Source organism: Microbacterium sp. UBA3486, from assembly GCF_002377845.1.
Lineage (GTDB): Bacteria > Actinomycetota > Actinomycetes > Actinomycetales > Microbacteriaceae > Microbacterium > Microbacterium maritypicum_A.
In genome coordinates this window covers 1-15,527 of sequence record NZ_DFQP01000025.1, presented here as the reverse complement: position 1 = coordinate 15,527, position 15,527 = coordinate 1, and the positions used below count along the sequence as shown (strand labels likewise).

Below are 15,527 nucleotides of genomic sequence, written 5' to 3'. Positions count from 1 at the left end.
CCGCGGCCGGCGAGGCGGTCGTGTCACACGCCTTCACCGCGCGTAACGCCGCGTCATACCGGCATCGTCGGAAAGATCTCACACCGAGACCCACGCTCTCCGCCGACACCCATGTTCACGTACGCGCGCCACGGTGGGTATGGGCGCGGGCCGTGGGTCTCGCCGATGGCGACGTGGGTCTCAGCGCGCGGGGATGTGCGTGTCGAGCCAGGCGAGCACGTCGGCGCGCACCTCTTCCTGCTGCAGCTCGGCGAAGATCTCGTGCCGCGCATCCGGGTAGACGAGCGTCGTGACGTCGGTGAGACCGGAACGGCTGCGGTACTCGTCGGCGAGCTTGTGCACGCTGCGGGGTCCACCCACCGGGTCGTCGCGACCCACGAGCAGCAGCATCGGGATGTCGTGTCCCAGGTCCTTGGCAGGACGACCGTAGAGCTTCGCGGCCTCGATCGGGCCGAAGAGCTTGAGCAGCGGCACGTCGGTGGTCAGCGGATCCTCATCGAACGCGGCCCAGACGGCGGGGTCGCGGCTGAGCCATTCGAGACCGGTCGCGCCCTCGCCTGCCCAGCGCGCGTTCAGGGGCGCGGCGTTGAGCGACCCCGGCATCCGCAGTGCCGAGCCGGAGAGGATGACGGCGTCCCAGGCTTCCGGGTGGTCGTTGACGAGCATCTGCGCCAGGAACGAACCCCAGGAATGACCGAGCAGCACGAGGGGCAGATCGGGGTTCTCGTCGCGGATGATGCCCGTCAGCTGCCAGACGGCGTCCTCGGCCGCGCGCAGCCCGCCCTTGCCCAGACGGCCGAGCTTCTCCGGGCCGCCGTGCTGACGGATGCCGGTGCGACCGTGTCCACGATGGTCATCGGCGTAGACATGGAAACCGGCAGCGGTGAGCGCCGCGATCAGCGCGCCGTACCTCCCCGCGTGCTCGCCGACGCCGTGCAGCAGCTGCACCACGCCGCGGGGAGTCCCCTCGGCGGGATGGACGTCGTAGACGATGTCGACGCCATAGGCATCGGTGAACTCACGGGTATCCATCACGGTGCGAGCCTACCCATCACGCGAGAGGGCGGCTACCGGGCGAGGCGGGCGGCTACCGCGCGAGGGCATCCCGGATCGCGAAGGCGATGTCGCGATCGGTGACCTCGTATCCGCCGACCCCGTCGGAGGCGGAGCCCATGCGCACGCCGCCGTCCTGGGTCACGGCGCGCTTGGCGGAGAAGTGGATCGCATCGACCCCCGCCGCCGCCAGAACCGGGGCGCTGGCCACGTCGACGCCGCTGCCCGCCATGATCTCGATCTCGCCCTCGGCTGCGGCGACGAGGGCACGCAGCGTGTCGATGCCGTCGATCGCCGCGGACGCTCCCCCGGACGTGAGCACACGACGCAGGCCCAGCTCGCGGGCGCTCTGCAGTGTCGCGACAGGGTCGGCCGTCACATCGATCGCACGGTGCAGCGTGACGGGCGCTCCCCCGGCCGCATCACGCAGACGTGCCATCGCGAACAGGTCGAGACGCCCGTCGGCATCCAGGGCACCGATGACCACACCGGAGGCACCGGAGGCGATCGCACGGCGCACGTCGAGCTCGGCGACCGCCAGCTCGTCGTCGTCGTAGTGGAATCCACCCGCGCGTGGGCGGATCAGCACGTGCACCTCGGGGCCGTCGGCTCCTGCCGCCTCGACGGCGAGTTCGAGCGTTGCCGGCGACGGGGTGAGTCCGCCGAGGGCGAGGGCGGTGGCGAGTTCGACGCGTGCAGCGCCGACCTCCTTGGCGATCCGCACTCCGGCGGGGTCCTGCACGGCGATTTCCAAGGCGAGCGATCGGGTCACCCCTCCATTGTGCCCGCTCTCCTGCCGACATCCGGAAAATTAGATAGGCTATCTAAGTAATGTCTGCGTCTGATGAATCCCTCGACCTCACCGCCACAGACCTTCGCATGGCCACGTTCCGGCTGGCCCGCCGCCTTCGCTGCGCCCGCGCCGCCGACTCGATGAGCGACGCGCAGCTGGCGGTGCTCGCCGACCTGCGCATGAACGGACGCCGTACGATCTCGACCCTCGCCCAGCGCGAGCGCGTCACCGCACCGTCGATGACCAGCACGATCAACGGCCTCGAAGAGCAGGGCTTCGTCGTGCGCACCCCCGATGAGGACGATCGCCGCCGCGTACAGGTCGACATCACCGAGGCCGGCAGCGAGATCGTCGTCGAGACCATCCGCCGTCGCGACGAGCTGCTCGCCGACATGCTGCGCGAGGTCGACTACTCCGAGGCCGAGCTGACCACGCTGCGTGAAGCCAGCGCCCTGATGAGGCGGGTGGTGGAGCGATGAGCGCCATGTTCCGCTCCTTCGCGAACATCAACTACCGGATCTGGTTCGCGGGCGCCCTGATCTCCAACGTCGGCGGGTGGATGCAGGCCACGGCGCAGGACTGGGTGGTGCTCACCGAGCTCACCGACAACGACGCCACCGCGATGGGCGTCACGATGGCCCTGCAGTTCGGGCCCCCGCTCGTGCTCGTGAGCCTGACCGGGTGGGTGGCCGACCGCTTCGACCGGCGGCACATCCTGTTCGCCACCCAGTCGGCGCTGCTCGCCCTCGCGATCGCGGTCGGCGCGCTGCTGCTCGGCGGCCTCATGACCCTGCCGATGATGTTCGGCTTCGCCCTCGGATTCGGCATCGTGAACGCGTTCGACGCTCCGGCTCGACAGGCGTTCGTCTCCGACATGGTCTCCACCGGCGACACCTCCAACGCGGTGGCCCTCAACTCCGCGTCGTTCAACCTCGCCCGTATGGTCGGACCCGCCGTCGGCGGCCTGCTGATCGTGGCGATCGGCTCGGGCTGGGTGTTCATCGTGAACGCGGCGACGTTCCTGGCGATGCTGCTCGCCCTGCTGCTCATGCGCCGCAGCCTGCTCGCCCCACGTCTGAAGAACCGCAATCGCGGGGGGCTCGCCGACGGGTTCCGGTACGTATGGGGGCGCAGCGACCTGCGCGTGGTGTTCGTGACGGTCTTCCTGATCGGCGCCTTCGGCATGAACTTCCCGATCTTCGCCTCGACCATGGCGCTCGAGTTCGGCGCGGGCGCCGACGGCTACGGCGTGCTCAGCTCGGTACTCGCGATCGGATCCCTCATCGGGGCGCTCCTCGCCGCCCGGCGCGATCGCGCCAGAGTGCGCGTGGTGATCCTCGCTGCCGGAGGTTTCGGCATCGCCGCGTTCGTGTCGTCGGCCATGCCCACGTATGCCTCCTACGCCGTCACTCTGACCTTCACCGGCTTCATGATCGTGACGCTGCTCACCACCGCCAACGGCTACGTGCAGATCACGACCGACCCCGCTCTGCGCGGACGCGTGCTCGCCCTGTATATGGCCGTCATCATGGGTTCTACCCCCATCGGGGCCCCCATCGCGGGATGGGTCGCCGACACGTTCGGCCCGCGGGCCGCGATCATGCTCGGTGGCACGGCCGGGTTCGTGGCCTGCGCGATCGGGGTGACCTGGGTCGCGACCTCCGGCCGACTCCGCCGGGACGAGAACCGCCGGTTCCTGCTCACGCTCGACGAGACCCGCCCGCTTCGCGTGATCGAGGTCGACCCGATCGAGTTCAGCGACGAGGCCGCCGTGACCACGCCGATCCGCACCGCCGAGAAGCGCAACCTCGGAGACTGACCCTCCTCGCGGGATTTGTCAACGCCCTGCACGACCCGGGGCGACCGGTCGTACCGTCTGTGCATGGACGAGAACACGGAACGCACCCCCCATCCGCAGGATCCGGCAGAGGGCGCGCCCGGCGTCGGAGCACCGGACGAAGACTCGGGCCAGGGCGACGGCACCGGCGGCGCCATCCAGGGCGACAGCTCGCGCGGCGAATCCACGGGCGGCGCCATCCAGGGCGACGCCGGCCAGGGCCATCGCGCAGCGCTCGGTGGCGACGAGCACACCGAGGATCAGCTCGACGCGGACAACGCCGCCGAAGAGGACACCCTCAAGACGCTCGATCCGGATTCCCCGCCCGCCTGAGCGTGCACGAGGGCAACGCCACCGCCAGCCGTCCATCCCCAGAGACGGCCCTCCCCTGCGGTGGCGTTGCTCGTGTCGCGTCGAGCCGCGCGGGTAGGGTTCTGCGCGTCGGGCCTAGGCGCCCAGCACGAGCTTGAGCTGCTCCACCGCCCAGTCGAGCTCGGTCGCGCGGATCACGAGCGGCGGAGCGATGCGCACCGTCTGTCCGTGCGTGTCCTTGACGAGCACGCCGCGTTCGAGCAGCTTCTCGGCGATCTGACGCCCGGTGCCCTTCGCGGGATCGATGTCGACGCCGGCCCAGAGCCCGGCGATGCGCACGGCCGTGACGCCGTGCCCGATCAGCGGCTGCAGCGCCTGCTCCAGGTGGGCGCCGAGTGCGCGCGCCCGCTCCTGGAACTCACCGGTCTGCAGCATCTCGACCACGCGCAGGCCCACGGCCGCGGCCAGCGGGTTGCCGCCGAACGTCGACCCGTGCTCGCCCGGTCGGATGACGCCCAGCACGTCGGCGTCGCCGACCACGGCGGATACCGGGAGGATGCCGCCGCCGAGCGCCTTGCCCAGGAGGTACAGGTCGGGCACGACGCCTTCACGATCGCACGCGAAGGTCTCGCCCACGCGGCCGAGCCCCGCCTGGATCTCGTCGGCGATGAACAGCACGTTCTTCTCGTCGCAGATCTCGCGGATGCGGCGGAGGTAGCCCTCCGGCGGGATCACGACACCGGCCTCGCCCTGGATCGGTTCGACCAGCACGGCCGCCGTGTCGTCGGTGATGGCCGCGGCGATCGCATCCGCATCTCCGTACGGCACCACATCGAAGCCCGGTGTGTAGGGGCCGAAGTCGTCACGCGCCGTGTCGTCGTCGCTGAAGCTGACGATCGTCGTCGTGCGGCCGTGGAAGTTGCCGGCCGCGACGATGATGCGCGCCTTGCCCTCGGGGATGCCCTTGACGCGATAGCCCCAGGCGCGGGCGACCTTGATGCCGGTCTCGACGGCCTCGGCGCCGGTGTTCATCGGCAGCACGAGATCCTTGCCCGCCAGCTCCGCGAGCGCCGCGGCGAACGGCTCCAGCCGGTCGCTCTGGAACGCACGGCTGACGAGCGTGACCCGGCCGAGCTGCTCGGTGAGCGCGGCGACGAGGGCCGGATGCCGGTGGCCGAAGTTCACGGCCGAGTACGCCGCGAGCAGGTCGAGGTAACGCTTGCCCTCGACGTCGGTCACCCACGCACCCTCCGCGCGGGCGATGTTCACCGGCAGCGGGTGGTAGTTGTGGGCGACGTGCGGCTCGGTGCCCGCCTCTCCCGCCGTGGCCGCTGTTCCCGGGGTCGCTGTTCCCGTGGTCTCGTCGACCGCGGTCACTTCGCACCCCGCAGCTCGAGCGTGCAGCACTTGATGCCGCCGCCGCCGAGCAGCAGCTCGGACAGGTCCACCATGATCGGGTTGTAGCCGCGCTCGCGCAGCTGCTTCTCGAAGCCCTTCGCCCGCGGCGAGATGACCACGTTGTAGCCGTCGCTCGCCGAGTTCAGGCCGAACACCGAACCGTCCTCGTCAGAGACCAGGATCGCGTCGGGGAAGCGCTCCTCGAGAATCGCGCGGCTGGCGTCGTCGAAGGCGCCGGGGAGGTAGGCGATGTTCGCGCGCTCCGGGCCGCCGTTCTCCACACCCTGCACCGGATCGAGCACGGCGATCGCGGTGTCGAGGTGGTAGAAACGCGGGTCGACCAGGTTGAGCGACACGACCTCGCGCCCGAAGACCTCGCCGACCTCGCGGTGGCTGTCGCCCGTGGAGCGGAAGCCGGTACCGGCCAGGATCACGTCGCCGACGAGCAGGAAGTCGCCCTCGCCCTCGTTGACCTCCTTCGGCATCACCGTGTCGTAGCCGGCGGCACGGAACCAGTCGGCAAAGGCCGGCGACTCGCCCTGACGCTCGACGAAACGGAACTCGGGCACGTAGGCGCGACCGTCGATGAGGAATCCGCCGTTGGCCGTGTAGACCATGTCGGGGTAGCCGGGAAGCGGCTCGATGAGCTCGACCTCGTGGCCCAGCTCGATGTACAGGTCGTGGAGCTTCTGCCACTGCGCGACCGCGTTGGCGGTGTCGGTGGGCTTGGTCGGCTCCATCCACGGGTTGATGGAGTAGTTGACCGTGAAGTGCTCCGGCTTGCACATGAGATAGCGGCGGTGGTGCGCGGTGCGGGCGGGGGCGGTGGAGACGGCGGCTTCAGGCGTCGACATGGGTGCTCTCCTCGTGGGACGGGCGCGGCGGACGCTGTCCAGGGGCCCGGCGGTCCTTCGACCCTTCGCTCGATCGAGCGGGCGTCGGGGAAGATGCGACTCGGGCACGCCGAGGTCCATTCTGTCACCCGCCCCCTGTACGCCGCCAGAGCGCCGACGGGCAGGAACGGATCAGAGGGCGGAGCCGGTGACCACCAGCTTGCCGACGGTGTGGCCCGCTTCCAGACGGGCGAGAGCGGCGGATGCCTCGGCGAAGGGGTACTCCCGCTCGATCACGGGAACCAGGCGGCCATCGGCGACGAGTTCGAGGAGCTTCGCCAGCACCTCGGGACGCGGCGTCGCGGCGAGTGGTCGGATGCTCCGCGAGCCGATCGACAGGAACACCGCGCGGAGCATCCGCGGGATCGGGCCGAGCACGTGTCCCCCGTCGCCCGTGACCAGCACGACCGTGCCGCCGGGAGCCACGAGACGCTTCAGCTCCCGCAACGGCATCCCTCCGGCGATGTCGACGATCGCATCGAATCGGCCGTCCGGCAGCGCGCTCAGGGGCGACGTCCGGTGGTCGAAGGTGCGCACGGCACCCAGCTGCTCGATCAGCGGTGCGTTGCGGTCACGGCAGGACGCCCAGACCTCGGCGCCGCGGAGAGCTGCGAGCTGCACCGCGAACGTGCCCACCCCTCCGGAGGCACCGATGATCAGCACTCTCGGCGCGCCATCGGCGCGAGCACGCTGCGTGAGGCCGACGCCCGCGAGGTCGAGCGCCTGCCAGGCGGTTCCCCCGGCCACCGGGAGGCACGCCGCGGTCTCCGGGACGATATCGATCGGGACGGGAACGAGCCGCGCGGCGGGAACGCTCACGTACTCGCCGAGACCTCCGCCGCCGACGAGCTCACCCACCACGTCTTCGCCGATCTCCGCGCCCACGACGTCGGGTCCGACGGCGACCACGGTGCCCGCGACCTCCATCCCGCGCACCGGGTGCTTCGGGCGGGTCAAGCCGAACACCGGACGCACGAGCAGCGGATCGCCGAGCAGGAGGCGCACATCGCCCGCGTTCAACGCCGTGGCGCGCACCCGCAGCAGCACCTCGCCGCGGCCGGGCGTCGGAACCGGGATGCGCTCCAGGGCGACGCCGTCGGCCGGACCGTACGTCTCCCGACGCCACGCCTTCATCGAACGGCTCATGATGATGCTCCTGACGTGTCGGGGTATTCGAAGATGTCGTCGAGCCCCACGCCGAACGCGCGGGCGATCTGGAAGGCGAGTTCGAGTGTCGGCGAGTACTTCTGCTGCTCGATCGCGATGAGGGTCTGGCGCGTCACGCCGACCGTGCGCGCGAGCTCGGCCTGGGTGAGTCCGGCCTGTTCGCGATGCGCGCGGATGGTGTTCGAGACGCGGGTGGGCTTGACCATCAGACGAGGCCCCGCCGGTAGGCGACCACCCGGGCGATGCCGCCGATGAACGCCGACACCGCGAAGCCCGCGAACATGGTGTTCGCGATCCAGAAGACATCGGCGCCGACGGCGCACAGCGCGATGACCCCGAGACCGGCGATCACGACGAAAGCCTGCTCCACTCGGCCGCCCATGCGGCTGATGTCGCGGTCGCGGATGTCGGAACGGCCGACACCGTCGGGGTCTCTCAGCCCCGCGATGACGCCCCACCCGACGCTGAGGATGATCGTCGCGACGATGCCGCCGCCGATCACCCACAGCATGAGCGGGAACCAGTCGACAGCGGTGAGCGGCCCTCCCCCGGCCTGCTGGAGCACCAGCACGACGTAGACGACCATCACGATCGGGCTGACGATGAGTCCCGCCCAGGCATTGCGCTCTTCGTAGACCATGACGACTCCGATGTAAAAGATTATTGACACGCTCAGCGTACGTCCGTCGGGGAAGTGTGTCAAGAATTCTTTACACCAGGCTCAGATCACGTCGCTGCTCCACGGGTCGAGGTTGCCGTAGCGGTGGGCGGTGATCGAGATCGACTGCTCGTGCACGAACGGCAGCAGCTCGATGCGGGCGGCGGCCGTCACCTCGCCGTCGTACACCGCCAGGTCGGGGTCGCCGGCGGAAGCCGTGGCGAGCTTCGCGCGAAGGGCGGCGACACCGTCCCGCCCGCCGACCAGCCGCACCCGATCGCTCACCGGCAGCGCGACGCCCTCGGGTGCATCGTCCTGTCGCAGCAGCCGCTGCAGCCACTCGTCGTCGCTCTCCAGGAACACCGGGGCATCCAGGTCACCGAGAGCGCGACGCACCTCGCCGGGCACCCCGACCGGGGTCGAGATGACGAACTTCGCCCCTGACCGCACACCTGCGATCACGACGCGCAGCAGATCCTGCAGTGCCGCATCGTCGGTCGCGCGGACCTCGACCGGCACCGGGCGATAGCGGAACAGGTTGCGCTCGACGCCGAGACGCGAGACATCACGGACCTGCCCGAACTCGCGGTCCCAGGCCAGCGCATCCGACAAGGCCGAGCGCCGCAACCACTCGAACGACTCGTAGGCGAGCGACGACTGGGCCGCCTCGATGAGGGCGGTGATGCGGGAGTCGAGTCCCCGCAGATGCAGCGTGCTGGAGGCCGGCCCACCCGGCAGGGAACGCCAGGATCCCAGACCGATGAGGTAGTTCGGGCCGCCCGCCTTGGCACCGGGGCCGACGGAGGAGCGCTTCCACCCTCCGAACGGCTGGCGCTGCACGATGGCTCCGGTGATGCCGCGGTTCACGTAGAGGTTGCCCGCCTGCACACGGCCGAGCCAGAACGCGAGCTCCTCCGGGTCCTGGGTGTGGAGTCCTGCGGTGAGGCCGTAGGCGACGGCGTTCTGCATCTCGACGGCGCGCGCGAGCGTCGGCGCATGCATCACGCCGAGCACCGGCCCGAAGAACTCCTCGGTGTGGAAACGCGACCCCGGCTGGACCCCGACCCGCACCCCGGGCCGCCACAGGCGTCGGCTGCCGTCGTCCCCCGCAGCGAGCGACGGTTCGATCAGCCATTGCTCGTCGCCCTCCAGCTCGCTCAGCGCCCACGCGAGCTTTCCGGTCGGCTGGTCGATCACCGGGCCCACCTCGGCCAGCGGATCGGTGGGCTGCCCGACGTGCAGCGACCGCACGGCGTCGGCCAGCTGACGCGCGAACCGGGCGGAGCGTCCGACCGGTCCCACGAGGATGGCGAGCGAGGCCGCCGAGCACTTCTGCCCGGCGTGGCCGAAGGCGCTCTTGACGAGGTCGCCGACCGCGAGATCGAGATCCGCCGAGGGGGTGATGATGATCGCGTTCTTGCCGCTGGTCTCCGCGAGAAGCGGCAGATCGGAGCGCCAGGAGCGGAACAGCGCCGCCGTGTCCCACGCGCCGGTGAGGATCACCCGGTCGACGGCGTCGTGCGTGATGAGCTCGCGGCCGAGCTCCCCCTCCTCGATGTCGACGAGCGCGAGCAGGTCGCGCGGCACCCCCGCCTGCCACAGGGTCTCGGCGATGACGGCGGCGCAGCGGCGGGCCTGCGGAGCGGGCTTGAAGACGACACCCGAACCTGCGGCGAGCGCGGCGAGCACCCCACCCGCGGGGATCGCGAGGGGAAAGTTCCAGGGTGGCGTGACGACGGTGACGGATGCCGGAACGAACACGGCGCCGGCGATCGCGTCGAGCTCGCGCGCCTTGGCGGCGTAGTAGCGGGCGAAGTCGACGGCTTCGCTGACCTCGACGTCGGCTTCCGCCAAGACCTTGCCCGTCTCGGAGGCCGCGACCTCGATGAGGTCCCCTCGCCGCGACTCGAGTGCGGCCGCCGCACGCAGCAGCACCTCGGCCCGCTCGGCAGCCGGCCGCCCACCCCATGTTGGAGCGGCCCGGCGCACGCCCTGCACGATCCGCTCGAGATCCTCGGGATCGGACACCCGGGCAGATGCGATCGTGGCGTCTCCCAGATCGGAGGCGGCGATGCGCTCGCGCACCTCGCGTGCCCACTCCCGGTTCGCGGGGAGAGCAGGATCGGTGTCGACCGTGTTCGAGAAGCCCGGAGCGCCACCGGCATCCTGGTCCAGCTCGCGCGCCGAGTACACGGCGGTCTCGAGGAACGCCTCGCGCCCGCCGTCGTCGGATCCGCGCGAGATGCCGAGCACCGCCTTGGTGAGGTCGGTCTCGGGCACCGGGGCTGCGGGTGCCGTCCGCACGGACTCGTGCACGGGCGCGCTGCGGTCCTGCGTGCGACGCGGGCCGACGCGGAGCGTAGCGTCGGCCGACCTGTCGAGCGCATCGAGGAAGCGATCCTGCTCGCGCACGAACAGCGCCTCGTCCTCTCCGAGCCGGAACGCGGCGGAGAGGAAGTTGTCCGACGAGGCGTTCTCCTCGAGCCGGCGCACCAGATAGCTGATCGCCACATCGAACTCGGCGGGCTCGACCACCGGCACGTACAGCAGCACAGGGCCGACCTCGCGCGACACCGCCTGCACCTGCCCCTGCGCCATGCCCAGGAGCATCTCGAACTCGACGGCCTCGCGCACCCCCCGTTCTCCGGCGAGCAGCCAGGCATACGCGATGCCGAAGAGGTTGTGCCCTGCGATGCCGAGCTTCACGGCCGCGGTGTGCTCGGGCTGCAGAGCCCAATCCAGACAGCGCAGGTAGTTCGCGTCGGTGTCGAGCTTGGTGTCGTAGGTCGCAGGCGTCCACCCGTGCATCCGGGCCTCGACGTTCTCCATCGCGAGGTTCGCCCCCTTCACGAGGCGTACCTTGATGCGGGCGCCGCCGTGCGCGACGCGGTCCTGCGACCAGGCGGTGAGCTCCTGCAGGGCGGGCAGGGCGTCGGGCAGGTAGGCCTGCAGCACGATGCCCGCTTCGAGCCCGGCCAGGCGCGGGTCCTCGAGGATGCGCGTGAAGACCGCGATCGTGAGGTCGAGGTCGCGGTACTCCTCCATGTCGAGGTTCAGGAAGGTGCCGTCGGCCGCCGCCGTCAGGTACAGCGGGAGCAGTCTTTCGACCACCTCGTCGACGACCTCGTCGAACGCCCACATGGAGAGGTGGCTGATGATCGCCGAGACCTTCACCGAGACGTAGTCGACATCGGGACGCCGGATGAGCGCGTGGATGCCGTCGAGCCGTCGCCGCGCCTCCGCCTCGCCGAGCACGGCCTCGCCGAGCAGGTTCAGGTTGAGACGGGAGCCGCTCTCCCGGATCCGCTCGATCGCAGCCCCGAGCTTCGCAGGTCGCGCATCCACCACGAGATGCCCGACCATGTCACGGAGCACCCGACGGGCGATCGGCACGACGGGTGACGGCAGAACCTGCGCGACACCACCACCGAGACGCACGGCCGAGCGCAGGTACCAGGGCAGGAACTCCGGCACGATCGGGGCGATCCGGTGCAGCTGCGAGGCTGCGGCGGTCAGGCTCTCCGGGCGCATGACGCCGTCGACGAAGCCGAGGGTGAACGGCAGCCCGTTCGCGTCCTGCAGCACTCCGGCCAGACGTGCGGCCGCGGGGTCGGGCTCGATCGCCGCGGCTTCGATCGCCCACCGCCGAGCGAGCTCGACGGCACGGTCGGCGAGGGGTGCGGATGCCACGGCATCCGGCGGGAGATCTGACATGGATTTCAGCCTAGGTCTGGTGCAGTATCCTCCCGCCGTTCGAATCGCGCAAATGGTCGCTTTTCCCTCCCGGATGCCGTCATCTGCGCGATTCGAAACGGCGCCGGGGTGCCGGTCGTTCGCTTCACGGAACCATCGGCGTGCCGACGGTACGAACAGCAGAAGTCCCTGCCCGATGCCGACGGGACCGACCCACATCGGGCCCCATCACCCTGGGTCGCGCGCGAAGCGATGTCGAGAACCGCTGCTCAGCCCCAGACGCTCGGGGTCTTCACCCGCACGGGAGGGAGGGCGGATGCCGCGGCCCAGTCGTGCACCCACGCATCGATCTCCGGCACGCCCTCGGGCTTGCCGACGGCGGCGAACAGCTCTTCGTTGCTGACGGTGCCGCCGGTACGGCGCAACATGCGCGAGCGCACGATCACCCGCGCGTAGATCTCTCCGTCGACGACGGCCCTGTGCTCGAGGAACACCGCCTTGTCGTCGTGCCCGATGAAGCGCGACTGCACCTCGAACCGCTGCCAGAGCTGGAGCGACTTGCGGAACGTGACCGTCTCGCTGGAGACGACCGCGTACCAGCCGCGGTCCTTCATCGCGTCGAACAGCCCGGTGCGTATCAGCAGATCCCAGCGTCCGAGGTCGAAGAGCGACAGGTAGCGCCCGTTGTTCATGTGGCGCAGGATGTCGATGTCGGTCGGCAGCGTGGTCAGGTGGATGCTGCTGACCGACGACGCATCGAGAGTCCTCCCCCGTCGCACGCGGCGGCGAGCGCCGAGGATCACCAGGAGGGTCCGCCAGATCACGTTCACGAAGAATGATCGTAGCCAGGCGTGCACGATTCGCGAACATCATTGTACGAACCCTCCATGCCGATGCATCGGGTGTCATCGAACATCCCCTCGATTTCCTCTTCGTGGACGCCGCGCGTAGAGTCACGAACATGAGCGCCGAAGCCCAGCCTGAAGTCATCGTCCGTCCGGTTCGTGATGTGGATGCGGAAGCCCTCGGTCGCGTGCATGCGCAGTGCTGGCACGAGACCTACGACCACCTGATCAGCAAGGCGGCGCTGGAGAAGGTCTCGCCCCGCCGCATGGCCGAGCTGTGGACGCACTGGGCCTCGCAGGGCCCCGAGTTCAAGATGAACGCCGCGCTCGTCGACGGCGAGATCGTCGGCTTCGTCGGCTCCGGTCCTGCCCGCGACAAGGATGCCCCCGCGTTCCGCGAGCTGTACTTCATCTACCTGCTCGACGCGTGGCACTCGACCGGCATCGGTCAGAAGCTGTTCGACGCGGCCGTCGAGAAGGACGAGCCTCTGTACCTGTGGGTGGCCGAGGACAACCCCCGCGCGCACCGCTTCTACACGCGCAACGGATTCCACCTCGACGGAGCATCGCACACGGAGCCGTTCCTCGGCGAGACGCTGACCGAAGTGCGCTTCGTCCGCCCCTGATACACCGCCGCGCACGCAGAACGGGCCGTCTCCCCTCGGAGGCGGCCCGTTCTCGCTGTCGGTTCCGGTCGCTCCGGCTCAGAGGCGCTCGATGATGGTCACGTTCGCGATGCCGCCACCCTCGCACATCGCCTGCAGGCCGTACCTGCCGCCGGTGCGCTCGAGTTCGTTCAGCATGGTCGTGAGCAGTCTGGTGCCGGTCGCACCGATGGGGTGCCCGAGGGCGATGGCCCCGCCGTTGACGTTGACCTTCTCGTGCGGGGCATCGAGTTCGCGCATCCAGGCGAGCACGACGGGCGCGAAGGCCTCGTTCACCTCGAACAGATCGATGTCGGCGACACCGAGTCCCGCGCGCTCCAGAGCATGCCGGGTCGCCGGGATGGGCGCGGTGAGCATGAGCACCGGACTGGCACCGCGAACGGTCATCCGATGGATGCGCGCGCGGGGCGTGAACCCGTGCTCGCGCACCGCCCGTTCGCTGGCGATGAGCACGGCGCTGGAGGCATCGCTGATCTGCGACGACACGGCAGCGGTGATCCGTCCCCCCTCCCGCAGCGGTGCGAGTCCAGCCATCCGCTCCAGGGTCGTGTCCCGCCGCACCCCCTCGTCGTTGGCGAGGCCGTTCAGGGGCGTGATCTCGTTCGCGAAACGCCCCTCGTCCTGAGCGACGGCCGCACGACGGTGGCTCTCCAGGGCGAACTGCTCCATCTCCGCACGGGAGATGTCACATTTCTCGGCGATCATCTCCGCACCGGCGAACTGCGAGATCTCCTGATCGCCGTAGCGCTCGCGCCACCCGGGAGACTCCGCGTACGGGGTCGTGAAATCGTACTGCTCCCCGACGGTCGCGGCCGCGGTCAGAGGCACCTGCGACATGTTCTGCAGACCGCCCGCGATGACGAGGTCGTTCACACCGCTCATCACGGCCTGCGCCGCGAAGTGCACGGCCTGCTGGCTCGATCCGCACTGACGGTCGATCGTGACGCCGGGCACGTGCTCGGGGAATCCGGCGACCAGAGCGGCGGTGCGTGCGACATTGCCCGACTGCCCGCCGATCGCGTCGATCGTGCCGAGCACGACGTCGTCGATCGCGGCGGGATCGACACCGACGCGGTCGACCAGCGCCCGCAGGCTGTGTGCCCCGAGATCAGCGGGATGGATGCCGGAGAGCGATCCCCCACGCCGCCCCACCGGGGAACGGACCGCGTCGATGATGTATGCCTCGACCATGATCTTCCTTCCGTCGCGGGAGACGCGGTGACGTCAGCGGCCCGAGACCTTGCCGAACGCCTTTGCGATGGGCGCGAGCACGAGGGGCCGGGCGGCTACCCAGCCGATCGCGATCACCACGAGCGAGAGGATGAACACCCAGAATCCGGTCCAGGTGACCGCGTCCTGCGAAGCGAACATGTGGTTCAGGTTGCGCAGGAAGCCGGTGAGCATCACAAGGGCGACGTGGGCGATGATGAATGCCACGAAGTAGAGCATGATCGGGAAGTGCAGGGCGCGCGCCCACTCGACCGGGTAGGCCTTCGACAGCTTCTCGGCCTTCTTCGGCCAGAGCCCCGACATGCGGAATCCGGTGATCGCCGCCAGCGGCGCGGCGATGAACACGGTCGCGAAGTAGGCGAGCTGCTGCAGGCTGTTGTAGTTGTTCCAGCCGTTCTCGTGCGGCCAGTCGAACGAGACGTACTGGAGGACCGCCGACAGCGCGTTCGGGAAGACCTCCCAGCTCGTCGGCACGATGCGCACCCAGTGACCGGTCACGAACAGCAGCACCACGAAGATCACGCCGTTCACGAGCCACAGGATGTCGAGCGACTGGTGGAACCAGAGGTTCAGGCTGATCTTGCCCTTGGCGTTGCCGCGGGGCGTCCAGAAGACGGTCGGCCGCTTCTCGGTACGCACCTGGAGCCCGGAACGGATGATCAGCACCATCAGGAACATGTTGAAGAAGTGCTGCCAGCCGACCCAGGGCGAGAATCCGGGTTCGACCGCGATCCCCGGCTCGTACTCGCCCGGGAAGGCTGCGAGGAAGTCCTGCATGAACGGGAAGCTCAGGAGTGCGCGCACGAACGCGATGGCGGCGCCCGCGAGGACTCCGAGCGCGGCGGCGCCGAACAGCACGGCGATGGCCTGGGGCCACGTCGGACGGCGTCGACCGGTCGCAGCGGCGGGTGGCTCGGCGATGCGACGTGGCGCGCGCCCGTTTCAGACCGTGGGCGTCCACCGCAGCGGGGGCGCGCGGTCGG

General features: G+C 69.8%; 15 protein-coding genes. 4 read left to right on the top strand and 11 right to left on the bottom strand.

Annotated elements, in window-relative coordinates:
• Nucleotides 1-180 precede the first annotated feature (180 nt).
• Both B2869_RS03105 and B2869_RS03100 read right to left on the bottom strand, forming a co-directional pair.
• Nucleotides 181-1,032: an alpha/beta fold hydrolase gene (locus tag B2869_RS03105; protein WP_029259852.1), complete on the bottom strand. Its 852-nt coding sequence runs from the start codon at nucleotides 1,030-1,032 to the stop codon at nucleotides 181-183.
• Between the two features lie 55 nt (nucleotides 1,033-1,087).
• The gene (locus B2869_RS03100) at nucleotides 1,088-1,825 is read right to left on the bottom strand and encodes a copper homeostasis protein CutC (protein WP_292762592.1); all 738 of its coding nucleotides are present in this window, start codon (nucleotides 1,823-1,825) and stop codon (nucleotides 1,088-1,090) included.
• A 59-nt stretch (nucleotides 1,826-1,884) separates the two neighbouring features.
• Between B2869_RS03100 and B2869_RS03095 the strand changes: the two genes are divergently transcribed.
• From B2869_RS03095 to B2869_RS03085, 3 genes are all read left to right on the top strand, one after another.
• Nucleotides 1,885-2,325: a MarR family winged helix-turn-helix transcriptional regulator gene (locus B2869_RS03095; protein WP_021200300.1), complete on the top strand. Its 441-nt coding sequence runs from the start codon at nucleotides 1,885-1,887 to the stop codon at nucleotides 2,323-2,325.
• 5 nt (nucleotides 2,326-2,330) lie between these two features.
• Entirely contained in the window at nucleotides 2,331-3,665 is a 1,335-nt protein-coding gene (locus B2869_RS03090; RefSeq protein ID WP_292762663.1) for an MFS transporter, read from the top strand.
• A 63-nt stretch (nucleotides 3,666-3,728) separates the two neighbouring features.
• Nucleotides 3,729-4,016: a hypothetical protein gene (locus B2869_RS03085; RefSeq protein ID WP_021200302.1), complete on the top strand. Its 288-nt coding sequence runs from the start codon at nucleotides 3,729-3,731 to the stop codon at nucleotides 4,014-4,016.
• A 114-nt stretch (nucleotides 4,017-4,130) separates the two neighbouring features.
• Here the strand turns inward: B2869_RS03085 and rocD are convergent, their stop codons facing one another.
• The 7 genes from rocD to B2869_RS03050 form a co-directional block, all read right to left on the bottom strand.
• The gene (gene rocD, locus B2869_RS03080; RefSeq protein WP_021200303.1) at nucleotides 4,131-5,372 is read right to left on the bottom strand and encodes an ornithine--oxo-acid transaminase; all 1,242 of its coding nucleotides are present in this window, start codon (nucleotides 5,370-5,372) and stop codon (nucleotides 4,131-4,133) included.
• The gene (gene ddaH / locus B2869_RS03075; protein ID WP_021200304.1) at nucleotides 5,369-6,247 is read right to left on the bottom strand and encodes a dimethylargininase; all 879 of its coding nucleotides are present in this window, start codon (nucleotides 6,245-6,247) and stop codon (nucleotides 5,369-5,371) included. The genes rocD and ddaH overlap by 4 nt, the downstream gene beginning before the upstream one ends.
• A gap of 171 nt (nucleotides 6,248-6,418) precedes the next feature.
• The gene (locus tag B2869_RS03070) at nucleotides 6,419-7,432 is read right to left on the bottom strand and encodes an NAD(P)-dependent alcohol dehydrogenase (protein ID WP_292762582.1); all 1,014 of its coding nucleotides are present in this window, start codon (nucleotides 7,430-7,432) and stop codon (nucleotides 6,419-6,421) included.
• A complete protein-coding gene (locus B2869_RS03065) occupies nucleotides 7,429-7,659 on the bottom strand; it encodes a helix-turn-helix transcriptional regulator (protein WP_021200351.1) in 231 nt (76 codons plus the stop codon). The genes B2869_RS03070 and B2869_RS03065 overlap by 4 nt, the downstream gene beginning before the upstream one ends.
• A complete protein-coding gene (locus B2869_RS03060) occupies nucleotides 7,659-8,093 on the bottom strand; it encodes a hypothetical protein (RefSeq protein ID WP_292762578.1) in 435 nt (144 codons plus the stop codon). The genes B2869_RS03065 and B2869_RS03060 overlap by 1 nt, the downstream gene beginning before the upstream one ends.
• Nucleotides 8,094-8,174: 81 nt before the next feature.
• Nucleotides 8,175-11,825 (bottom strand): proline dehydrogenase family protein, encoded by a 3,651-nt coding sequence (locus B2869_RS03055; RefSeq protein WP_292762575.1) that lies wholly within the window; start codon nucleotides 11,823-11,825, stop codon nucleotides 8,175-8,177.
• 248 nt (nucleotides 11,826-12,073) lie between these two features.
• Entirely contained in the window at nucleotides 12,074-12,634 is a 561-nt protein-coding gene (locus B2869_RS03050) for an acyl-CoA thioesterase (protein ID WP_292762572.1), read from the bottom strand.
• 131 nt (nucleotides 12,635-12,765) lie between these two features.
• Here B2869_RS03050 and B2869_RS03045 point away from each other — a divergent pair, with 131 nt between their 5' ends.
• Entirely contained in the window at nucleotides 12,766-13,275 is a 510-nt protein-coding gene (locus B2869_RS03045; RefSeq protein ID WP_029267742.1) for a GNAT family N-acetyltransferase, read from the top strand.
• Between the two features lie 78 nt (nucleotides 13,276-13,353).
• Here the strand turns inward: B2869_RS03045 and B2869_RS03040 are convergent, their stop codons facing one another.
• Together B2869_RS03040 and B2869_RS03035 are read right to left on the bottom strand one after the other, a co-directional pair.
• Nucleotides 13,354-14,505, bottom strand: a complete 1,152-nt coding sequence (locus B2869_RS03040; RefSeq protein WP_292762564.1) for an acetyl-CoA C-acetyltransferase — start codon at nucleotides 14,503-14,505, stop codon at nucleotides 13,354-13,356.
• Nucleotides 14,506-14,538: 33 nt separating this feature from the next.
• Nucleotides 14,539-15,402, bottom strand: a complete 864-nt coding sequence (locus B2869_RS03035) for a cytochrome b/b6 domain-containing protein (RefSeq protein ID WP_292762561.1) — start codon at nucleotides 15,400-15,402, stop codon at nucleotides 14,539-14,541.
• Nucleotides 15,403-15,527: the final 125 nt, after the last annotated feature.